The sequence below is a fragment of the Rickettsia fournieri genome (genome assembly GCF_900243065.1).
Lineage (GTDB): Bacteria > Pseudomonadota > Alphaproteobacteria > Rickettsiales > Rickettsiaceae > Rickettsia > Rickettsia rickettsii.
This window is the reverse complement of record NZ_LT978483.1, coordinates 253,704-276,710: the sequence shown is the minus strand read 5'-3', so window position 1 is coordinate 276,710 and position 23,007 is coordinate 253,704. Positions and strand designations below refer to the sequence as shown.

Below are 23,007 nucleotides of genomic sequence, written 5' to 3'. Positions count from 1 at the left end.
CAATTTTAAGATAATTTAATGTTTATGTAATTAAATGTATTTCATTATTTTTATGGCAGTTACAAATTCCATTAAAGATATTAAATTAAAGAATTTTAATAAAACTGTTAAAAGGACATTATCTTCTCCTGATGCAGAAAGGCATTGACAAGCTTTATTTATGACCTTGCATCTCCAAAGAAAAAAATATTACCAGTTAGTATAGGAGCATTATTAAAAGGCGCGAAGTTTGCCTTCACTAATCCCGTAAATAGTTATAATCTTGTTAAACTTGCAAGCTCCTCTGATATATATCGTGATTCAAAGTTTCAAAAATCTGTTCTTGAAAAATCCAAATATAGGATTTTCTAAAAAAGCATGCCGATGATTTACCAAAAATAGGACAAATCTTAGCAAAAGCAGGTTTTAGAGAATTTCAAGACTGAAATACTTCCAAGCAACTATATAAAAGCTTTTGATGATATATTACAAAAACCTCAAAGTAATGACACATATGCAAAAGTTATAAAAATATTTAATGAACATCCTGAGTTTAAACAAGAGCTGGCTGAAAATATAAACAATCCTAATGCTCTAAAAAGGTTTAATAAATTATCTCCTGAAAAATAAATAATTATAGAAGGTTTCTTAATAGAAACTAAAGAACAAGCTAAACCTTTCTTAAAAGAATATTTTGAAAGCTATAAAGTTGATGTAGATACTATTCCTACTTTATTAAATAAAATGCCTGAAACAACAGAGATTTTTGATACTCTGAATGCAAATCAAGGAGTAATGGTGGCTCGTGAGAAATCTTTAGAAATGGTAGCGGGTGACGATAAATTAAAAAGTTTTTTTGCTGATAATAAAACAGTCTTACCAGATATTGCCTCAGCTATTATTGAAAATACTCCGAATATACAAAGCATGACGCAAGAATATAATTTCGATAAACAAATGCTTAGTATAGTAGGTGAAGTTATGTCAAAATCGGAAATTGCACATGCTATTATTACAGATATAAATAAAGGCGATGATATGACAGTAACAAGCCGTGTAATTACTGCTTTTAACGAACCTTCATTTAAGTTAAAATATATTAGTAGAGCAAAGTAAAGAGGATTTATTCGATAATTTAATTAAAGGCATTTTAGAGCAAGATGAAAAAAATAGCCAAACTATAAAACAGCAGCTTGAAAATTATGGACTAGAAACAAAAGATACTACAAAACTGATGAATGTAATGCCTATATTACTTGATAATCCTGAATAATTAAAAAAGGTTTTTGATAGATTTGTTAAAATACGGGAATAGCTAAAGAATTGGTAATGTTAACTAAAGATAATCCCGAGATCAAAAAATATTTAAACGATAATAAGGAAATATTTACAGGTATTTTAGATAAAACTTTAAAAGATGTACCCGGTATAAATAAGCTCGATAAGAAAGAATTATATAGTATACTAACACCTATGCTCAATCAACCGGATAAGCTGATTCAAATCTTAGAAAATATTGAAAATAAAAAATATATTAATGTTGCTACTAGTATAGGTAGTTTAGTTTGGAAAGAAGGGCAAGCACTAAATATTATTAAACAAATACTAAATGTTGTTAAAGCGGGAGTTGGTTATTGTAATCAAAAATCTGATAAGAAACCAGAATTAGAAAATAAAGTTCCGGCTGATGTATTAAAAGAAGCATAAAGTATCGTCTCAAATTTAAATAGTAAGATTAATATTGTAGGACCTAAGACAAATACACTTTCCATTACTCCTATTTCCAATAATAAAAAGAAAGAAGAAATACGTAGATAAGCTATATAATTTTAAAAGGGTTTTTTAAAGTTTGAGTAAATTCTTCTTGGTTAGCATATTCCAATGTGATTTTATCTTGTATCTGATTTTTAAACCAAGTAACTTGTCTTTTAGCATACTGACGGGTTCGTATTTGAGCTGCATTTAAAGCCTCATCTAAAGTGAGCTTGCCGTTTAAATAAGCTAAAATTTCTTTTATCCCTACAGCTTTCAAATGCGTATAATCTTTAGGAGCAAATTGCTTTTTTATTAAAGCTATTTCGTCAATTGCCCCTTCTTTAAATATCTTATCTAAACGCTCATCACATGTTTTATATAAAAACTTTCGCTCAGGATTTAAGAAAATAATTTTGAAATTAAAATCAGATAAGATTTGTTCTTTTGGCAAAGTTTGAAAAAAAAAGATAGATTTACCGGTTTGCATGAATACTTCATAAGCTCTAATTAAACGCTGAGTATCATTTTGGTTTATTTTAGAAGCAGCAAGCGGGTCAAGCTTCTCTAATTTACCCCATAATTCTATATTGCCTATTTTAACATATAAGTTTCTTACCTGTTCTCGTAAATCTTCTGATATATCAGGAATATTATTATAGCCAAAAACTAAAGAATTAATATATAAACCCGTTCCACCTATTAATATAGGTAGCTTACCCTTGTCGGTTATTTCTTTTATTTTTTCTGTCGCAAGTTTTAGATATTTTATTACCGAGAAATCTTCTGTCATTGATAAGACGTTATATAAGTGATACAAGATTTCAGTTTTGTAGCTTTTCGGAGGGGAGGCGGTAATAATAGGAATTTCCTTATAAACCTGCATTGAGTCGATATTAATGATTTCGCCGTTATAAGCTTTAGCCAGTTCATGACCTAAATAAGACTTCCCGCTAGCAGTCGGCCCACATAATATAATTATACTCTTCTGCTTTGAAGAATTGTTTCTGCAAAACTTCGGATCACCTATTAAATATAGGCTGTGCGTACTCGCTCCTCGTTTTACATTCCCATTCTCCAAATCATTTGAGTATATTTCTTTCTTTGTCACTTGTTTAACTAATAAATACGAACTTGTATCGTCATTGCGAGAAGGCATTGTCTACAAAATCGTCATTGCAAGCCAGCATTTATGCTGACGTGGCAAGCTCAGGAGTTTTTTTATATTATCTTATAAGATTGCCGCGTCGTTGCTAACGCAACTCCTCGCAATGACGGAAAAACCTATCCATGTAACAACGTCTCGCAGGAATGACCTCATACCCTTAAACGGTTTCATCAGTATTAATAGTATTTCCTAAAGTCTCAGTATTAGCATTACCATCTGCTGGTCCACTAAATATTATTGTACCAAGTTTGTTGTCATAACTAATAGTTGGACCACTAAATAAGCCCGCATCACTGTAGTCAATGGTCAGACTATTTAAACCGTTAGATGCGGCTATGTCACTGTTAAGAGGATTATCAGTAGGCTCAAGGTCTTTATGTTTTATTACTAATGGTGCCTCAATGTTAATATTTAATGTATTTGCACCTATTGGCGTTATTGTAACTAATTTAGTATCAACAAATGAGTGATTGATATCTGAGATTTTTCATATTATTTTTCTTTATATTAATTTAATGTAAGAAAAATATATAAAATAATATTTTAGAAAGCAATAATGTTTTAATAATTAATTAATAACCCGTATTTTTCAAGATATTTATTAATTATAGTGATTATTTCCTCTAAACCATTCTTACTATCTGATTCAGCCCTTGCAACTATAATAGATTCGGTATTAGAGCTACGCAAGAGCCACCAACCATGTGCAGTATTTACCCGTACACCGTCTATATCATTAAACTCTATTTTCTCTTCTAATGATTTTTCTTTAATCTCTTTAATAATTTGTAATTTTAACTCTGAAGGAACAAAAATTTTAATTTCCGGTGTACTATAGCTTTTCGGTACATCCTCTATTATCTCATCTAGAGTTTTACTTGATCTACTAAGTAAATCTAAAAATCTAAGAGCTGCATAAATTGCATCGTCAAAACCAAAATATTTATCGGCAAAGAATATATGCCCGCTCATTTCGCCAGCGAGTAAAGCCTTTGTCTCAAGCATTTTGCTTTTAATAAAAGGATGACCTGTTCGCCATATTATAGGATGTCCTCCATATGATTTTATTTTAGCGACTATAAATTGGCTGACTTTTACATCAACTATTATAGTTGCATTTGGATTTTCCTTTAAAATATCCTCAGCAAAAATGCATAAAATTTGATCACCGAATAATATTTTACCGCTTGAGCTTATAATGCCGATTCTATCACCGTCACCGTCAAAAGCTATACCAAGGTCACAATTTTGTTCTTTAACCACTTTTATTAGCTCCTGCAAATTAGCAGGATTTGTAGGATCAGGATGATGGCTTGGAAAATTCCCGTCAATCTTACTATGTATGATTATATTCTTGTTTGAGAGATGCTTTTTAAGTTCTTCAACAATATCGCCGGTTGCTCCATTGCCACAATCCCAAGCTACTTTTAATTTTGGATTAATGTTTATTCCATCTAAAATACGTTTTAGGTATTTAGATTGTATATTATGGATTCCTGCTTTCGCAGGAATGACATAAGGGGATGCTGGTGTGGTATTGGAGTAGTTATCCAAAATCTTAGTCAATAACTCCTGTATCTGATCACCGAAAAAAGGTTTACCGTTTTGTAGTATTTTAAAGCCGTTATCGTCACGAGGATTGTGTGACCCCGTGACCATAATACTACCGGCGGGCGTAAAGTGTTTATCGGCAAAATATAAAACTGGTGTTGGAACTACGCCAATATTTATGATTTCAGCCCCTGCATTAGTTAATCCTAGTTCTAAAGCTTTACAAAGGTTAGGGGAGCTAAGCCGACCGTCTAAACCGACACAGATTTGATCGTTATCTTTCGTTATAGTCATCTCGGCAAAACCAAAGCCGATTTTATAAGCTACTTCTTCCGTTAAATCTTTAAGGCTATTGCCTCTTATATCATAAGCCCTAAAAATTTCTTTGTTAATTTGCATAGAAAACTGTTTTGAATATTATTACATTGTCATTCCTACAAAAGAGCCTTGTTGCATGGCTCAGAAAACCTACTCGATGTTATCCCTGCCTACGCGGGAATGACATAAAACAATCCATGCAACAACACCTGCAAGTCGCTCACAATGACGAATTTGCATAGTCTAGAAACTAAAGCTCTCACCTAAATACACTTCCTTAACTTTCTTGCTATTTGCTATTTCCTTAGCACTTCCTTCTAATAATACTTTACCTTCAAAAATAACATAAGCACGGTCGACTATATCTAGAGTATCACGTACGTTATGGTCGGTAATTAATATACCTATATTAAATTTACGTAAATAAGTAATTAGATTTTTGATATCGGAAATAGCAAGCGGGTCAATACCGGCAAGCGGTTCATCAAGCATGATAAATTTAGGCTCTATTGCAAGTGCACGTGCAATCTCAAGCCTACGCCTTTCACCGCCTGATAAGCTAGCAGCGGATAAATCTTTTAAATGAACTATCGAAAACTTCTCTAACAAATTATGGGTTTTTTGTTCAATTACTTCTTTATCATTGTCAGATATCTCAACTACAGCCTTAATATTATCTTCAACCGACAATTCCCGAAATATCGAAGGTTCTTGAAGAAGATAGCCGAGTCCAAGCCTTGCTCGTAAATAAATAGGCAAGTTGGTAATATTTATATCATTTAAAAGTAATTGCCCTGAGTCCAGTTTCATTAAACCGATAATAATGTTAAAGCAAGTTGTTTTACCGGCTCCATTCGGACCGAATAAACCAACTATCTCTCCTTGTTTTATATTCAGAGATATATCAGTTAATATATTCCTTTTTTTGTAGGATTTTGATATATTTTTAACGTGTAAGCTGTCCATCTTTTTTATTTGTTAAGATTTTGTTGTGTGGATTAATTTTCAACGTCATTGCGAAAAAATTACGTAAGTAATTGACGAAGCAATCCAGTTAAAAATATTAATCTTTAGCATTTTTTAAATTATTTTCTGGATTGTCACACTTCTTGCAATCACTTGCAATGACGTACCAACGGTAAATAGCTCTATTTTTTAATAATATCTACATAGTAGATTAGTTTATTAGTTTTTAACACATTATCGTCACGCTGTAATATTACATTACCAAGTAGAATAAGTTGTTTATTATCGCAAAAATATTTAGCACTATCTGCAAGTAATAATTCATTATTTATTTTTCTTTCTACAGTCAATTTAGTAGGGACAACTATATGATCAATAGTTTGCTTTTCATCTATTGTTTTATAAAAAATATATAATTCTTTCGTTCTAAGTATCGCATTATCGAAGTAAACAATAACATTTCCAAGATATGCTGCTTTTTGTTTGGTTCTATCAATAATTAAACTATCAGATGTGATATGTAAATTTGAAATATTTTTATCATTAGCATATATTATGGTATTAATTATAAGAAGTAAAACAAGTTTAATAATAGACATCTTTCCAAACTTCGCTTCTAGAGGTAATTTAGACGTCGAATCGGTACTCGTATCCTCAAGTACTTCTTTGTACGCTGCGGTGCTGCGTTCCATGTCTCCTTTAAATTCCTCTCTATAAGCTGGTTTGGCAAGATTTCTAATCCGATAAATCGATGATTGTAGAGACATTGCCTTTAAAAATTATAATATTATTTTCATCTTTTGTATTAAAACTATCCGAAGTAATTGAAGAGTTTTTGTAAAGTAACTTAGCAGGGGAATGACCGGTTATATTCTTATTTACTAAATCAATCCTTGCATCGTTAGTGTTAAATATGATCTCATCAAAAAAAAGTTTTACATCGTTTTTTAAATCTAATATGTTTGATTCTTCATCTAAAAAGCCTTCTTTCGCATTGATAATAAGAGTTTGGTCTTGATTTACGTTATAAATAGCATTTATTATATCTAGTTTATATTTGTTATTCGACTCTTTTATAGCTCGTTCAGTTTTAATCTTATACGCATTTAAATTTTTATTTACTCCTTCAAAAATTGAATCTTTCAATATAATATTATACTTTAAATCAAAATTTTTATTATCTTTTAAACTTTTTTTTGTAACGTTAATATCGTTTTCTTCATGAATATAACCGCTTTTAATTAATATATATCCTATATACAAAATTCCAACTGTTATTAAAAGATATACAGATTTCCAAATTTTTTTTCGCCGTTTATAAGAAGAGGGCATAGATTTTAGCTAACCCCTATGCGTAGTAAATCATGAATATGAATAATGCCTATAATAATATTATCATCAACAATCGGTATATTAGTGATATTCTTGGCTTTCATTAAATTTAAAGCCTCTTTTGCAAATATTTCCGATGAGATATGAATAGGGTTTTTGGTCATAATGCTTGATGCTGTTTTTAAGTAGATTTGATCGTTAATATGATGACGTAAATCCCCATCGGTTATAATTCCCACCAAATTTTGGTTTTTATCTGTTACAAGTGTACAACCTAAACGTTTTTTATTCATAATAATTATAGTTTCGGCAAAGGAAGTATCTTCATATACTAAAGGTATTTCATCACCGCTACGCATTAGGTTTTTAATTTTTGTTAAATTAGCGCCGATTGTACCTCCCGGATGATAAATTTTAAAATCATCTTTAGTAAAGCCTCGTTTTTCATGTATAACAGTCATTAAAGCATCACCGAGTGATAGCATGATTAAAGATGATATAGTAGGAGCTCCAATTACAGAAGCTTCCGGGTATTCAGGTACTATTAATAAAAAATCGCTTCTTTTAGCTAAAGTAGAATTTTTATTCATTGTCATTGCAGCAATTTTTATGGAAGAGTTCTTGCAATATTCAATTATATTAAATAGTTCTTTAGTTTCGCCGGAATTAGATAACATAATTACTAGATCATTTCTCGTCACCATACCTAAATCGCCGTGACTTGCTTCTGCTGGATGTAAATAAAAAGCAGGCATACCGGTTGAAGAAAAGCTAGCAGCTATTTTTCTTGCAATATAACCGCTTTTGCCTATGCCGGTTAGGATTATCCGTCCTTTGAAAGATAGTAAAAATTCTATAATTCTGTTAAAGTCTTCAGGGATATTTTCGGATAATTTTTCTAAAGCACTTGCTTCACTAGAAATAACCCTCTTTGCGATGATTCGGTAATTATTTGTGTTGGTCATTTATTTACTCATTGTCATACCGTGGCTTGTCCACGGTATCCAGCAAATTATTAGTATTATGAGCTATTTTTGTGGATACCCGAACCGTCATTACGAGCAGCCGTAGGCTGCACGGCAATCTCATGAAATAATAACAAACTCCTGAGATTGCTTCGTCAATTACTTCGTAATTTCCTCGCAATGACGATTAAGCTTCATATCAATTAAAATACTTACGTTCTGTAATTACTTCAGCAGTTTCAGCATTATTATCTTTATTCCAAGCTCGTTTTTTACTAGAATCACGTCGCTGCTCAGGTTCTGAATTGTCCTTAGTATTATTAACATTAGTTTTTGGCTTTGTATTATTTGAAGATTTATCTTTATCGGCATTTTTAATAGTTAATTTTGCTTTGCCTTTATTATCAAAGCCTATTAGCTTAACTTTTACTATATCGCCTTGTTTTAAAACACTGCTAACCGTTTCTATTCTTTCTTCTGACACTTCACTAATATGAACAAAGCCGTCTTTATTACCTAAATAATTAATAAAAGCACCGGAATCTAAGACTTTTATTACCGTACCGTTAAATATTTCACCGATTTCAGGTTCAACGGCAATAGCTTTAATTTTATCTAAGGCAACTTTTAGCTTATCTCTATCTGAAGCATAAACAGACACCGTACCGTCATCGCTTATATCTATTTTAGCACCGCTAGTTTCACAAATTTCCTTTATTACTTTACCGCCCGGTCCTATAATATCTCTAATTTTATCCTTATCTATTTTTATAGTAGTAGTAGAAGGAGCATTTTTACTTAGTTCGTTATTTGGTTTACTGATCACTTTATTCATTTGCTCCAGTACATGCAAACGACCGAGTCGTGCTTGCTCTAAAGCTACTTTCATTATTTTAAAATCTACTCCAGATATTTTGATATCCATTTGTAATGCAGTAATCCCTTCGCTAGTTCCTGCAACCTTAAAGTCCATATCACCGAAATAATCTTCATCGCCGAGAATATCCGATAATACGGCAAATTTTTTACCTTCCTTAACAAGTCCCATAGCAATACCTGCAACCGGTGCTTTTATCGGTACGCCGGCATACATTAAAGCAAGAGAACTACCGCAAACAGTTGCCATTGAAGAAGAACCGTTAGACTCCGTAGTTTCAGCAACTACTCTAATAGAATAAGGAAATTGTACTTTATTAGGTAATATTGGATTAATAGCACGCCATGCAAGTTTACCGTGTCCGACTTCACGACGACTAGGTGCTTTCATCGGCATTGCTTCATTTACAGAGTAGGGCGGAAAGATATAATTGAGCATAAAACGCTCTTTATACTCACCCTCTAAACTGTCAACTATCTGCTCATCTAAACTAGTACCGAATGTAGTACTAACTAAGCTTTGCGTTTCACCTCTAGTAAATAAAGCTGAACCATGTGCGGAAGGTAGTAAACCTATTTCGCAAGCAATTTGTCTTATATCCGTGGTACTTCTTCCATCGATACGTCTATTTTTTTCTAAAATCTCGTTACGTAATATATCTGATTCAATAGCTTTTAAAGCTGATTCGATTTGATAATTACTATATTTTTTATTTTCTATGTTGCTTACAAAGTGTGTAAGAACTTTTTCAAGTATTAAATCTAAATTAGTGCTACGTTCTTGTTTAGATTTAATTGCAAAAGCTTGTTCAATTTCTTTTACAAATAACTTCTCAATTTCTTTCTTTAATGAAACAGGATATAAAGCTTGCATTTCAAGTTTTGGTTTTTTAGCTTCTTCTGCTAGTTCTTTAATTATCTTTATTACCGGCTGAAAGCTTTCAAATCCAAATTTTACGGCTTCTAACATTTGTTCTTCAGAAAGTAAATGAGCTTCCGATTCAACCATCATTACTGAATCTGATGTTCCTGCAACTACTAAATCAAGCTGACTTGTTTTTAATAATGCAAGTGTCGGATTTAAAACAAATTCACCATTGATTAAACCTACTTTACTTGCCGCAACTATTTCTAGATAAGGAGCAGGGGATAGGCTAAGTGCAGCCGATGCACCGATAATTGCAAGTATATCTACCGGAGCTTCAGGATCATATGAAAGAACACTGCAAGTTACATGCGTTTCATTCATAAAAGCCGGATGAAATAATGGTCTAATCGGTCTATCTATTAAACGAGATACTAAAACTTCTCTATCTGATGCTTTTCCCTCATGTTTAAAAAATCCCCCTGGTATCTTACCGGCAGCATATGCCATTTCTCTATAATTAATTGTTAAAGGAAAAAAACCTATGTCCTCTTTTGCTTTGTTAGCTACTACTGCCGTACATAATAAAACGGAATTACCCATTTTTACCGTAACTGCCCCGTCAGCTTGTCTTGCTATTTTACCTGTACTAAGCTCAAGAACTTGTCCGTTCCATGTAACACTCTTAGTTATTTCGTTAAACATCTATTTATCTCATTTCATAATTTATATTTTATTGTATTCTACCACGTCATTGCGAGGAAAATTACTAAGTAATTCGACGAAGCAATCTCAGGATATTTGACGAGATTGCCACGCAGCCTACGACTGCTCGCAATGACGATTATCCAACTACTTAATCTTTCTAATTCCTAGCTTACTTATTAAATCTAAATATTTGCTAACATTATTCTTTTTAATATAGTTAAGTAATCTGCGGCGGCGCCCGACTAAAATTAATAATCCGCGTCTTGAAGTATGATCTTTATGGTTAGATTTAAAATGCTCGGTTAAATTATTGATTCTTTCAGTTAAGATAGCACATTGCACTGCACTTGAACCGGTATCATTTTCCGTTATAGCATATTCTTTAATTAATTGTTGTTTACGTTCTGTAGTAATCGACATCGATAATTTCTCCTTAAATATATAGACTTCCAGTTTTAAAAGAAGTCTTGTGTTAAATTAAATACTCGTAAAGAAGTAAAGCAACTCTTGTTTAAGCTACCTATTGCAAGCAAAGTGCCTTTATAGCGAACCCATAAAAGATCAACAGACATCTTACCAAACTCTACTTCTAGAGGTAATTTGTACGTCAATCCGGTACTCGCATCCTCACGTACTAAAGTGTACGCTGTGGTGCTGCGTTCCGTGTTTCCTTTAAATTCCTCTCTATAAGCAAATTTGGCAAGATGTCTAAAGTCTTTTTCATAATTAAATAAACATTTCTGTCCATATTTAATTTGCTGTGCTTGGCTGTCAGTTGCATCAAGAACCAGGATGTCGTCCAGTATTGCTTCTATCTTTATACTTTTTTCCTCTAGGGAATTTTTGGTAATTTCGTCAGGCGATTTAATTCGGATAGCATTTTCTTCTTTAAATATTCCAACCTGAGTACGGCGTAATTCTATCACAAATCCTAAACTTTGCAAGGACAATGCCAAATCTTCTGCTAAAGTCCTTATATAAGTACCTTTTGAGCATTCCGTATAGTATATAGCGGTAGCATTTTTCTCATCAAAATTTAAACATTTTAGATCATAAATAGTTATATTTCGTGGCTTTAATTCTACTTTTTTTCCCTCTCTAGCCAATTTATAAGCTCTTACACCGTTAACTTTAAGAGCTGAAAAAGCCGGCGGTATTTGTGTTACGTTACCGATAAATTTAGAACATACGGCATAAGCTTCTTCTTGAGAAGGGATACAATCTTTTGTTGCTATTACTTTACCGGCATAATCGCCGCTATTGGTTTGCGTTCCGAATTTTACGGTAAAAATATAGGTTTTTCTAGCATCAATTAGCAGATGTATTAGCTTTGTAGCTTCACCTACGGCAAGCGGTAATATTCCTTCCGCTTCTACGTCTAAAGTACCGGCATGTCCTATCTTGGTTTTACCGAGTATTTTTTTTACTATGCTAACAAGTTGAGCAGAACTTATACCTCTTGGTTTATAAATATTTAACCAACAATTACTCATTTTAATTTGATTTTAACTTGACTTAAATTTAGAAAATCTTTAATATATAACTCTAGCCAATAGCAAGATAGGTTAGACCAAATAATGACGATTAACCCCAGTAATATAGAAAATTCTTCCTCTAAAATCAATAACTGTTTTTCCAAACTTACCGATTATATCTGGCCTATAAAACGCCACGAAGTTTCTAAATTTTTATTCATCACTTTATTAATGTTCTGTATTTTATTTATCCAAAATCTAATCAGAGCTTTAAAAGATAGTATTGTTACTACTATGATCGGTGCCGAGATTATCTCGTTTTTGAAGTTTTGGGGAGTGATGCCGTCAGCTTTTTTAATGACTGCTATATATGTAAAGCTTGTTAATAAGATGAAAGCAGAAAATATATTTTATCTTATTATATCAATATTTTTAACATTCTTTGCTCTTTTTGCTTACGTTATTTTTCCAAATCATGAAATGCTGCATTTCAGTCCTATAACCGTTCAAAATTTAACGGCAAGTTTACCTAATTTAAAATGGTTTATATTGCTTTTATCAAAATGGAGTTTTTCGTTATTTTATATAATAGCCGAATTATGGCCAAACGTAGTGTTCGCATTACTTTTTTGGCAGTTTGTTAATAATATTACTACAGTAGAAGAATCTAAAAGATTTTATCCGTTATTCGGTTTACTTAGTCAAACAGGTATTTATTTAGCAGGGCAGTTTTTAGAAAATCTAAGTAATATTAATGATTACGTAACTAATAAATTTGCATTGCAATCGTCTTTTCATACACTTTCTATACAAATTATACTAACTATAGTATTAATTTTAGGAATAATAGCTATTAAAACTTTTTGGTTGCTTAATCATAAAGTACTAGACAAAGAGCATATGGCGTTACTCAGGTTTAAAGCAAAGAAAAAATCTATGACTATTGCCGAAAGTTTTCAGATGCTTCTATCGTCAAGACATATTAGATTAATTGCAACTTTGCTTATCTGCTATGGCATTGCCATTAATTTAGTAGAAGGTCCTTGGAAAGCAGCAGCTACTAAAATTTATAAAACTCCAACCGAATATGCAGCTTTTATAGGAAGTTATTTGAGCTATACCGGAGTATTTACTATTTTATTTGTCGTACTTGGTTCAAATATAGTTAGAAGACTTGGCTGGTTTACGGCGGCTGTTATCACTCCTTTAATAGTTTTTATTACCGGTATATTATTTTTTTCCGTTAATAATTTTGAAAGATTTGCCGGCTTAATAATAGCAAATTTTATTCTAACCGATCCTGCTTTAATTGCTATAACAATAGGTGCTATTCAAAATGTGCTTAGTAAATCAAGCAAATATACCTTATTTGATTCAACAAAAGAAATGGCCTATGTTCCTTTAGATCCGGAAATAAAAATAAAAGGCAAAGCTGCTGCTGACGTGATAGGTACAAAACTCGGTAAATCTGGTAGTGCATTTTTACAATCATTGGTATTTATAATATTACCTTCCGCTAGTTATCAATCTATTTCCATCTGTTTAATGATTATATTTATAATTACTTGCTTAACCTGGCTTTGGGCAACTAAAGCACTCAATAAAGAATATAAAAATTCTATTAAATTTTCTCAATAATATTAGTTTTTTCTTGATATTACTAAAATCTCTATATACTATCTTTGACAGTATAACACAAACTGTGAAAAAAGGATATGTTATGTCATTCCCGCGAAAGCGGGAATCCAGAAAAAAGCGAAATAAATCGAGCTTTTAATTTAAAAATCTAGTGTGCTTAGACTTTTTAGTGACTGGATTCCCGCTTTCGCGGGAATGACATAGAGGGTAAAAATCAATGTAACAACATCGGCTTGACTACGCATCACTTACAGTTTATGCTAATTAATTTTTGGTTAAATGAGAGGTTTTATGAGTAAAGACGGTAACCTAGATACAAGTGAATTTGATCCTTTAGCAAATAAGGAATATACAGAAGAACAAAAGCAAACATTAGAACAAGAGCAAAAAGAATTTTTATCTCAAACTACAACCCCAGAACTAGAAGCTGACGATGGTTTTATCGTTACTTCTGCATCTTCTGCTCAATCTACCCCTTCAATTAGTGCTTTATCGGGCAATATCTCTCCTGACAGTCAGACATCAGACCCAATAACCAAGGCTGTAAGAGAAACAATTATACAACCGCAAAAAGATAATTTAATAGAACAAATATTAAAAGACCTGGCAGCCCTTACAGACCGTGATTTAGCTGAACAAAAAAGAAAAGAAATAGAAGAAGAAAAAGAAAAAGATAAAACATTAAGTACTTTTTTAGGTAATCCGGCTAATAGAGAATTTATTGATAAGGCTTTAGAAAATCCTGAGCTTAAAAAGAAATTAGAATCAATAGAAATAGCCGGCTATAAAAATGTTCATAATACATTTAGTGCCGCTAGTGGATACCCTGGTGGATTTAAACCGGTACAGTGGGGAAATCACGTAAGTGCAAGCGATCTTAGAGCAACAGTAGTTAAAAATGATGCAGGTGATGAACTCTGTACCTTAAATGAAACAACTGTTAAAACTAAGCCTTTTACTTTAGCTAAACAAGACGGTACTCAGGTTCAGATCAGCTCATATAGGGAAATAGATTTTCCTATAAAACTTGATAAAGCCGATGGGTCAATGCATTTATCGATGGTAGCATTAAAAGCTGATGGCACAAAGCCCTCCAAAGATAAAGCCGTATATTTCACTGCCCACTACGAAGAAGGACCAAACGGTAAACCTCAACTTAAAGAAATAAGCTCACCAAAACCTTTAAAATTTGCCGGAACCGGAGATGACGCAATAGCTTATATAGAGCATGGTGGAGAAATTTATACACTTGCGGTAACACGCGGTAAATATAAAGAAATGATGAAGGAGGTAGAACTAAACCAAGGGCAGAGCGTTGATTTATCGCAAGCTGAAGATATTATAATAGAACAAGGACAAAGTAAGGAACAACCGCTAATAACTCCACAGCAAACAACAAGTTCATCGGTTGAACCACCTCAGTATAAACAACAAGTACCGCCAATTACTCCTACTAACCAACCACTGCAACCTGAGACTTCACAAATGCCACAGTCGCAACAAGTAAATCCAAACCTTCTTAATGCAGCTACGGCTTTATCAGGCAGCATGCAAGATTTATTAAATTATGTAAATGCAGGTTTAACAAAAGAAATTGATAGCAATAAACAAATTGATTTAATTAAAGAAGCAGCCACGGCAATTCTTAATAATGAGAAAAGTGATATTGCTGAAAAGCAGGCTAATATCATTGCTTTAGCTGAAAATACGGTCAATAATAAAAACCTCACACCGGATGCAAAAGTAGCTGGAGTCAATGCAGTATTAGAAACCATAAAAAATGATCAGAATACCCCAGACCTAGAAAAATCAAAAATGCTTGAAGCTACAGTAGCTATCGCTTTAAATTCAGAGAATCTTGAGCCGAAGCAAAAACAGCAGATGTTAGAAAAGGCAGTAGATGTCGGTTTAAGTCTTAAAGATGATGCAAGTAGAGCTGCAGCAATTGACGGTATTACGGATGCTGTAATAAAAAGTCACCTTTCTACTGAAGATAAAGGGACAATGCTTATAGCAGTAGGTGATAAGGTTAATGTCTCTGAATTAAGTAATGCGGAAAAACAAAAATTATTAGGTTCTGTATTAAAGAAAGGTGTAGAAGCCCAAGTTCTTAGTCCGGCACAACAACAATTGATGCAGCAGAATTTAGATAAGATTACGGCGGAACAAACTAAAAAAGATACAATAAAAAAAGTAAATGATATTTTGTTTGATCCTCTAAGTAATACTGAATTAAAAACAACAAACATACAAGCCATTACGTCTAATGTTTTAGATGGTCCGGCTACAGCAGAAGTCAAAGGCGAAATAATTCAAGAAATTACTAACACAGTTGCAGGAAGCTCGCTTGAAGCTCATGACAAAGCAGCGATTGTTAAAGGGGTAGGCGAGACTATAGCTACTCATAGTGATACCTCTTTATCCTTACCTAATAAAGCACTTATTATGGCATCAGCGGAAAAAGGTATTGCAGAAAGTCAGACCAATTTACCTGATAGAGAGCTAATGACTAAAGGGTTAGTAGACGGTATTTATGAAGGCAAAGGAGGTCCTGAAATAACTAAGGCAGTTTCTAGCGGGATCGATAATAGTAATATTAATGACTCTGAGAAAGAGGCACTTAAAAAAGCTAAAGATGCAGCGAGTGAGGCAGCTTTAGATAGAGAAACTCAAAATTTAACTGAAGGGTTAAAAGGACAGAATATAGAAGAACACAAGCCTCACGATGATATATATAATAAAGCTCGGGAAGTAATTAACGCTGTTAATCCTGTTATAGAAGCATTAGAAAAATCTAAAGAACCGGTAGTGTCGGCAGAAGAAAGAATTGTACAAGAAACTTCTAGTATATTAAATAATATCTCTAAGCTTGCAGTTGAGAAAGTCAATAATTTTCGTGCTATACTTTCTCCAAATGGTAACCTTAAAACTCTTGAAGAAAAAAAAGAGGAATCAATAAAAAAAGTAGATGAGCTGGTAAAGGCATTTGGTACTAAATCTTCTACTGAAGAACAGCAAAGTTTCATTAAAGCTAATTTAATTGATGATAAAACTTTATCTAAAGAGATACGTTTACAAACTATAGATAAGTTATTACAAGAACAAAAACGAGCAGAAGCAATTGAAAACCCTAGTGTTAAAACGGAAGATGTAAGGGTAGTATCAGGAAAGTCTAAATTAAAACCTATAAGTAAAGATAAGCCGGATATTGAAAAAGCTAAAATGGTAGTAGGAAGAGATAGAGTTAATATCAAAGAGAATATAAAAATTATGGGGGCATTAATGAATGCAAGAGATAGCATTCAGTCGGAAAATTTAAATAAATCAACACCTATTAAAAGAGAGTCGCCCCCTCCACAACGCTGATCAAGATTTGTATTCTGTATATTATCAAGGCAAGCAATGTTATTCCCGCTTCTGCGGGGATGACATAAATGATATCACAACATAATCAGGATGGTAGCTTGCCTTTATGCATTAGTTTTTCTTTCCAGCTAAACATTTTACTAAATTATTAATGGCTTGTTGTTCTTCCGTGCTATTAATTTTCATAAAATTTCTTGAAACTTCAATGCACATACGTTGATGTTGAGTATGTACTGGCTGCGGTTTATTAGCTTCTTCTAAACCTTCAAAGAAATAATCAATATTTCTATCTAAAGCTTCTGCGATTAGTACTAGCCTTCCTACAGAAATTCTATTAATTGCTTTTTCGTATTTTTGTAATTGTTGATGCGTAACATCAATTACTTCAGCCAGTTGTTGACGAGACAACCCCTTAGCGAGTCTTAAAGAATAAATTTTCTTGCCGATAAAACTATCGATTTTTTGTATAATATCGTTTTTTCTACCCATTATCCTCTCCTTGGTTACTAATTATATCTATATTTAAAAATTTTCTTTGAACAAAAATGATATTATCCTATATTATTATAAAACATGTGGTTATTAATAATTTAATACCATTAAACTTATCCAAGTGTAAGTAGAAATAGTACCATAAATTAATATTACAAGCAACTATAAAATAACATTTTTTAAGTTTTTTGTAATCATTTGGTAAATAATTATTAAAGAATAAAATTATTCCTTATCAAATAAAAATATCATAAGAACTTTAAAATTATTTTTAAAATATGAATACCTTATGTTTTAAAAACTTATTTACTGAAGCATAAATTAACAATTTATAAAAAATAAAATTTTGGTGTATTATAGAAAAATATAAAATGAATGCAAGGAAAAATTTCATTTCTATATTAATATTTCAAATCAAGGATAAAGTATAGTTTCATTTTAATTGTAAATTAATTATTTACAGCGAACTTATTTAAGATTAAATATAAAATTAATAATAACAACTTAGCTTTTATAATGAGAAAAATTTTTAATTGTCTTTACGTAGCCTTATTTAGAACAATAGAAGATGATGGCGTTGAACATTCGGGATATATGTCATTCATGATACTTTTATCTATTTTCCCTTTCCTAGTATTCTTATTAGCTTTAACAAGCTTTTTAGGAGCTTCAGAACTTGGTCAAAATTTTATACAAATTTTTCTAGAGAGTCTTCCGGAACAAGCAACGGAATCAATAGAAAAAAGAATACGCGAATTACTAAGTGCTCCTCCTCAAAGTTTAATGAATCTTGCCATAGTAGGCAGTATTTGGACTGCTTCTTCTTTTGTAGAATGTTTAAGGACTATTTTAAATCGTGTATATCAAATAAAATCTCCACCCCCTTATATAAGAAGAAGATTACTTAGTATTATACAGTTTCTTATAATTAGTGCCTTGATTACCTTTACTATGTTTCTTTTAGTGGTGATTCCAATATTATTTACAAAAATTCCGATAATATTAGAGACCATTGAAAAATATAAGATCATTTTAAATTTTATAAGATATTCTTTAATTTTAATTTTATTATTTTTAGGTGCCTCATCTTTGTATTATATATTACCTAATGTAAAACTAAATTTTATTGATGTATTTCCAGGGGCTTTATTAACTGTGATATTATGGATAATAAGCGGCTATTTGCTTTCAACTTATATAGTCTACTATAATCAATTAAATCTAATGTATGGTTCACTTGGTAGTATAATAGTTACATTAATATTCTTCTATATTATAAATATGATATTTATCTATGGTGCGGAATTTAATTATCTAATGAAAAATTATGAAAATATAGAGTGAAGTGCAGCTTAAAGCACTTCATCAGTATTTAGTTTTACAAAAATAAAATAATTAATTGAAACAATTTTCAGCAGTTTTATATTTAATATTTTATATCAATCTTTATTTTAGTTGTAAAAAACAATTATTGTTTAGTTTTTAGGTTTTGTGAACAAAATACAAATTATTTAAAAAAATCCGGTTTAAATAACATAAAGCTCTCCTGAGATGATGTTGGTAATGGAGTTAAATTATATTGTGGATCGAAAGCATTCCCGTAAATTTTTTCTATTGTTTGGAGCGAACTTGGAGATTTTAAAGCCAACAATATTGACTTTAAAATAGTAAAAATTGCTATATATGGATCGGTTTCGGGGGAAGATAAGCGATGTTCTAAACGTTTGGGAAAAGCATTTGGAGTTCGTACGGCTACGCTTCTATTATTTCCACCGTACGATATATGCGTAGGAGCCATAAATTTTTTATTTATCCGTGAATAATCTAGAGTAGTAGGCATAAAAGCGAGTAGGGTGTCTAACATATAGTGACATAGCCCTTGTGCTGCTAAAATTATATAATAATCATTGAACTCGGAATTAAAATTAATATGAAAATGCATACTATTACCATAATCATCCAAAAACGGCTTAGGCGAAAAATCTATATAACCGTTTAACTGCTGTGCCATTTTTTTTAAAATAGTTTTAACATCTAATATATTTTTTATATATTGTATTAAGTTTACAGAAGGGGGAAGATCTATTTCAAATTGGTTATTGCCTTTTTCTTTTTTTATTTTAGCAATTTTAAATCTAGCTAAGTATTTTCTTGAAAGTATTTCAAATTTAGCTATATCAATATTGTGACTTAAATAAAACTCTATTTCTACGCCGATAATAGGGATTAGGTTATAGTCTTGATGAAATTGTGCTATTATTTTTTCTAGCTGTTTATTTTTTTGTAAACGACCGGATAAAGTATTAATAAAACTATTATAATTAATATGAGATATTTTCATGGAAGGATTAATAAACGGATCAGTTTATTATAAAATTTTTGATAAAACATTCAATAATTCTAGTCATAGATATATAAAAAAAAATAACTCTATAAATGAAACAGAAATAGTTGAAAACAAAAAATCTATTACTACTTATTTTAAAGCACAAGATATTTTAATTTTAAACCAAGTACATGGCAATCAAATTGTTAATGCTGATGAGTCCATAATTGCCGTACCTGAAGCAGATGGCAGCATTACAACTAAGAAAAATTTAGTATTAGCGGTACAATCGGCAGATTGTGTACCGGTATTACTTGCAAGCGGCGACGGTAAAATAATCGGAGCGGCACATGCAGGTTGGAAAGGAAGTATAAATAATATTATTAGTAATATAGTTACTAAAATAATAGAAAAAGGAGCAAAGAATTTAATAGCAGTGATAGGCCCTGCTATAGCTCAAAGTTCATATGAAGTTGATGATGAATATTATAAAGCTTTCTTAAGTAAGGATATTAACAATAAACAGTTTTTTATAAACTCTATAAAAGAAAAGCATTATATGTTTGATTTACCGGCTTTTGTAGAGTTAAAACTTAAAGAAGCAGGCGTCAAAGATATAAAAAATATTGCTGAAGATACTTACACAAATCCATTAAAATATCCAAGTAAAAGACGCTCATATTATTTGCAAGAACCTTATAATCAGAATATATTATCAGCTATCGTAATGAAATAATGGCATTGCTAAATAAATATTGATGGTTTGAAAAAGCTACACCATTGCAAGGAGGCGTTGTTGCATGGACACTGAGTCATAATTGTGAGCAGCCGTAGGCTGCGTGGCAATCTGGATTGCTTCGTCAATTACTTTATAATTTCCTTGTAATGATAGGAAAAACGGTCTACGCAACAATGCTCGCTCGCAATAACGATATCTATCTTTATTTAGCAATGCAAAAATAACTCTTCATTTATCGGAGTATATTAATGAATCAAGATAAACCTTACTATCAAATAGTTTATGCACCAAACGATATTTTTAAAAAACAAGCAGAATATATAGACATTGTTGATGATAATATTCGTACTATTGTCGATAAAATGCTTCAGAATTTACATATAGAAAGGGCAGTGGGCTTGGGTGCTAATATGGTAGGAATATTAAAGCGTATAGTGGTAGTTGACCTACATGAAAATAATAAATCATCGCCTATAGTTTTTATTAATCCGGACATAACTTATTTTTCGGAAGAAAAACAAACTTTTATTGAGGGTTCTTTATCGTTTCCAGGCATTGAAGCATCTATTACACGATCAAAAGCAATCAAGGTAAAATATCTTGATTATAACGGTAATAAGCAAGAACTAGCAGCAGAAGGCTTTTTAGCAACTGTAATTCAGCATGAAATAGATTATTTAAACGGCAAAACTTTCTTAGATTATTTATCAAAACTTAAGCGTGATACACTACTTAAAAAGATGCTAAAGCATATAAAACTCCATCCTCCACATATTCACGGTAACGGTTGTAGGCATTAGACATTTTCTCAAACTTCGCTTCTAGAGGTAATTTATACATCAAGCCTAGACTCGTATCCTCACGTACTAGTGTATACGCTGCGGTGACAAGTGTTTTCGTGTCTCCTTTAAATTCCTCTCTATAAGCGTTTGGAAAGATTTCTATTAAAGTTTTTGACATTTAAATTTAAAATATGTTATAACTGACTAGTTAATTAACTAGTTAATTGTATGAAAAACACAATTACAGCCTTTGATGCTAAAACCCATTTTTCTAAATTATTAGACCGAGCTAGTAAAGGTGAAGAAATTTTAATTACTAAAAGAGGAAAAGCTGCTGCAAAAATTGTTCCTATTGATTCTCATAATAATATTGAAATAACAAAGATTGCAGCTCTTAGACTTCGAAAACTTGCAAAAGAAATTAATTTACAACCATCGGATTTAGAAGTATGGCTAAATTACAAAAATGAGGGTAAGAAGTAAAAAATGGTCTCTTTTGTTTTAGATTCTTCAATTGCTTTATCATGGCTTATGCCTGATGAAGTAGCAAGCTTGGATATACTAGATAAAACCATAACAGAAGAAGCAATTGTCCCTGCTATTTGGGGGCTTGAGATTGGAAATGTATTATTATGTGCAGAGCGTGCAAAACGTCTTACTGCAAATCAACGTCACCAAGCAATTTATACTTTAAAGGATCTTTACATCAAAATTGATCAAATAACATTGGAACATATATGGTTTGAGACAATGGATTTAGCCGTACAATATGGATTAACACTTTATGATGCTAGCTATTTAGAGCTAGCATTACGCTGTGGGTTACCAATAGCCACACTTGATAAATCCTTAAAACAAGCAAGTAAAGCCGCTGGGGTCGTAGTATTGTGATCACATCTTCACAAGTCGTAGCCAAGCTACCCAGTCACGTTTGCCTAAATCTTCTTCAAACGATAATAAGTCTTTTACTGTCTGCTTACATATTTCTACGGAAGGGATTATAAGTTCTTATTCTTTTGTAGAATTTAGTAGGCATTGCGTTTTACAAACTTGTTCTAAATGGTAAGTATAAAACATAGCTTCATGCATAGTTTTGCCGCAGGTAATAGCACCGTGATTACGAAGTAACATCACATAATTCTGTTTAAGGTCAGTAACAAGTCTACTACTCTGTTTGTCGGCATCTAGTACTAGAGCATTATAATTATGATATGATATTCTGTCGTAAAAATGTAATACCCATTGACTGATCGGTAAAAGCCCGCATTTTAAAGCAGAAACGGCAATAGTTGCAGGAGTATGATTAATGAAAAATGGCAGAAATATCAGGGCGTGTTTTATAAATACTACCATGAATAAAGTAACCGGTTTTATTATATTGCTATTCTTCTCCTTCTAAAATTTGTCCGTCTAAACTAACTTTTAAAAGATTCTCTGTAGTTACTTCTTCAAATCTTAGTCCAAAAGGATAAATATAGTAAAAATCGGCATTTTTAGGTCTTGCGGATAAATGCATATAAGTATGATCATCCAGCGATAAATACGCCATTATTCGGTAAGCGGCAGCTAAATTATATTTATTGTTAAAATCTATATTGGTTTTATGTTATTCTTGCGTGATGTTGTTGCGTGAATCAGCTTTCCCGTCTGAGCTACGGAAATTGCATAGCATATATACATAATTGATGAAGCAATCTCAGAAGTCTGTT

At 31.8% G+C, this 23,007-nt stretch carries 19 protein-coding genes and 3 pseudogenes; 8 read left to right on the top strand and 14 right to left on the bottom strand.

Translation table 11 applies throughout. From position 1 onward, the window contains the following. Positions 1-52 precede the first annotated feature (52 nt). Positions 53-1,626, top strand: a pseudogene (locus C4Q30_RS09485) (pentapeptide repeat-containing protein); the annotation flags it as partial. Between the two features lie 172 nt (positions 1,627-1,798). Here C4Q30_RS09485 and miaA read toward each other — a convergent pair. The 10 genes from miaA to truB all read right to left on the bottom strand — a co-directional run bounded on the left by miaA (position 1,799) and on the right by truB (position 11,973). Next, positions 1,799-2,890, bottom strand: a complete 1,092-nt coding sequence (gene miaA / locus C4Q30_RS02630; RefSeq protein ID WP_103897111.1) for a tRNA (adenosine(37)-N6)-dimethylallyltransferase MiaA — start codon at positions 2,888-2,890, stop codon at positions 1,799-1,801. Positions 2,891-3,056: 166 nt separating this feature from the next. After that, positions 3,057-3,383 (bottom strand): hypothetical protein, encoded by a 327-nt coding sequence (locus C4Q30_RS10440; RefSeq protein WP_103897150.1) that lies wholly within the window; start codon positions 3,381-3,383, stop codon positions 3,057-3,059. A gap of 77 nt (positions 3,384-3,460) precedes the next feature. Beyond that, on the bottom strand, positions 3,461-4,849 hold the full coding sequence (locus C4Q30_RS02620; RefSeq protein WP_103897110.1) for a phosphomannomutase/phosphoglucomutase: 1,389 nt from the start codon (positions 4,847-4,849) through the stop codon (positions 3,461-3,463). A 162-nt stretch (positions 4,850-5,011) separates the two neighbouring features. Beyond that, entirely contained in the window at positions 5,012-5,734 is a 723-nt protein-coding gene (lptB, locus tag C4Q30_RS02615; RefSeq protein ID WP_103897109.1) for an LPS export ABC transporter ATP-binding protein, read from the bottom strand. A gap of 182 nt (positions 5,735-5,916) precedes the next feature. Further along, positions 5,917-6,333, bottom strand: coding sequence for an LptA/OstA family protein (locus C4Q30_RS02610; RefSeq protein ID WP_410525779.1), 417 nt, complete (start codon positions 6,331-6,333; stop codon positions 5,917-5,919). A gap of 136 nt (positions 6,334-6,469) precedes the next feature. After that, on the bottom strand, positions 6,470-7,066 hold the full coding sequence (gene lptC, locus C4Q30_RS02605; protein WP_103897107.1) for an LPS export ABC transporter periplasmic protein LptC: 597 nt from the start codon (positions 7,064-7,066) through the stop codon (positions 6,470-6,472). Between the two features lie 5 nt (positions 7,067-7,071). Further along, positions 7,072-8,031, bottom strand: coding sequence for a KpsF/GutQ family sugar-phosphate isomerase (locus tag C4Q30_RS02600; RefSeq protein ID WP_103897106.1), 960 nt, complete (start codon positions 8,029-8,031; stop codon positions 7,072-7,074). A 199-nt stretch (positions 8,032-8,230) separates the two neighbouring features. Next, positions 8,231-10,477 carry a polyribonucleotide nucleotidyltransferase gene (gene pnp, locus C4Q30_RS02595; protein WP_103897105.1) on the bottom strand — a complete coding sequence of 749 codons (2,247 nt, stop codon included), beginning with the start codon at positions 10,475-10,477 and terminating at the stop codon, positions 8,231-8,233. Between the two features lie 147 nt (positions 10,478-10,624). Continuing rightward, positions 10,625-10,900 (bottom strand): 30S ribosomal protein S15, encoded by a 276-nt coding sequence (gene rpsO / locus C4Q30_RS02590; RefSeq protein WP_004995678.1) that lies wholly within the window; start codon positions 10,898-10,900, stop codon positions 10,625-10,627. 35 nt (positions 10,901-10,935) lie between these two features. Continuing rightward, positions 10,936-11,973, bottom strand: a complete 1,038-nt coding sequence (truB, locus tag C4Q30_RS02585) for a tRNA pseudouridine(55) synthase TruB (RefSeq protein WP_103897104.1) — start codon at positions 11,971-11,973, stop codon at positions 10,936-10,938. 84 nt (positions 11,974-12,057) lie between these two features. Here truB and tlc4 point away from each other — a divergent pair, with 84 nt between their 5' ends. Next, a complete protein-coding gene (tlc4, locus tag C4Q30_RS02580) occupies positions 12,058-13,593 on the top strand; it encodes an NTP/NDP exchange transporter Tlc4 (protein ID WP_014120818.1) in 1,536 nt (511 codons plus the stop codon). Positions 13,594-13,872: 279 nt separating this feature from the next. Beyond that, positions 13,873-16,959, top strand: a complete 3,087-nt coding sequence (locus tag C4Q30_RS02575) for a Sca4 family spreading effector (protein ID WP_103897103.1) — start codon at positions 13,873-13,875, stop codon at positions 16,957-16,959. A 111-nt stretch (positions 16,960-17,070) separates the two neighbouring features. Here the strand turns inward: C4Q30_RS02575 and C4Q30_RS02570 are convergent, their stop codons facing one another. After that, positions 17,071-17,448, bottom strand: coding sequence for a helix-turn-helix domain-containing protein (locus tag C4Q30_RS02570; RefSeq protein ID WP_014014350.1), 378 nt, complete (start codon positions 17,446-17,448; stop codon positions 17,071-17,073). 519 nt (positions 17,449-17,967) lie between these two features. On the opposite strand from C4Q30_RS02570, the gene C4Q30_RS02565 reads away from it, so the two are divergent. Continuing rightward, the gene (locus C4Q30_RS02565) at positions 17,968-18,795 is read left to right on the top strand and encodes a YihY/virulence factor BrkB family protein (protein WP_014014351.1); all 828 of its coding nucleotides are present in this window, start codon (positions 17,968-17,970) and stop codon (positions 18,793-18,795) included. Positions 18,796-18,958: 163 nt separating this feature from the next. On the opposite strand, the gene C4Q30_RS02560 is transcribed toward C4Q30_RS02565, so the two are convergent. Further along, entirely contained in the window at positions 18,959-19,792 is an 834-nt protein-coding gene (locus tag C4Q30_RS02560; protein ID WP_014120820.1) for a type I glutamate--ammonia ligase, read from the bottom strand. On the opposite strand from C4Q30_RS02560, the gene pgeF reads away from it, so the two are divergent. Together pgeF and def are read left to right on the top strand one after the other, a co-directional pair. Then, positions 19,791-20,513: a peptidoglycan editing factor PgeF gene (pgeF, locus tag C4Q30_RS02555; RefSeq protein WP_103897102.1), complete on the top strand. Its 723-nt coding sequence runs from the start codon at positions 19,791-19,793 to the stop codon at positions 20,511-20,513. The two genes, C4Q30_RS02560 and pgeF, sit on opposite strands and share 2 nt — an antisense overlap. Before the next feature lie 251 nt (positions 20,514-20,764). Further along, positions 20,765-21,316 carry a peptide deformylase gene (def, locus tag C4Q30_RS02550; RefSeq protein WP_103897101.1) on the top strand — a complete coding sequence of 184 codons (552 nt, stop codon included), beginning with the start codon at positions 20,765-20,767 and terminating at the stop codon, positions 21,314-21,316. Here the strand turns inward: def and C4Q30_RS10660 are convergent. Then, positions 21,312-21,452 (bottom strand): annotated as a pseudogene (locus tag C4Q30_RS10660) (palindromic element RPE1 domain-containing protein); the annotation flags it as partial. The gene def and the pseudogene C4Q30_RS10660 sit on opposite strands and share 5 nt — an antisense overlap. Before the next feature lie 74 nt (positions 21,453-21,526). Between C4Q30_RS10660 and C4Q30_RS02540 the strand changes: the two are divergent. Both C4Q30_RS02540 and C4Q30_RS02535 read left to right on the top strand, forming a co-directional pair. Beyond that, the gene (locus C4Q30_RS02540; RefSeq protein WP_014014355.1) at positions 21,527-21,781 is read left to right on the top strand and encodes a type II toxin-antitoxin system Phd/YefM family antitoxin; all 255 of its coding nucleotides are present in this window, start codon (positions 21,527-21,529) and stop codon (positions 21,779-21,781) included. Between the two features lie 3 nt (positions 21,782-21,784). Further along, positions 21,785-22,189 (top strand): type II toxin-antitoxin system VapC family toxin, encoded by a 405-nt coding sequence (locus C4Q30_RS02535; protein ID WP_103897099.1) that lies wholly within the window; start codon positions 21,785-21,787, stop codon positions 22,187-22,189. On the opposite strand, the pseudogene C4Q30_RS02530 reads toward C4Q30_RS02535, so the two are convergent. Then, a pseudogene (locus C4Q30_RS02530) lies at positions 22,190-22,847 on the bottom strand (class II aldolase/adducin family protein). Positions 22,848-23,007 lie beyond the last annotated feature (160 nt).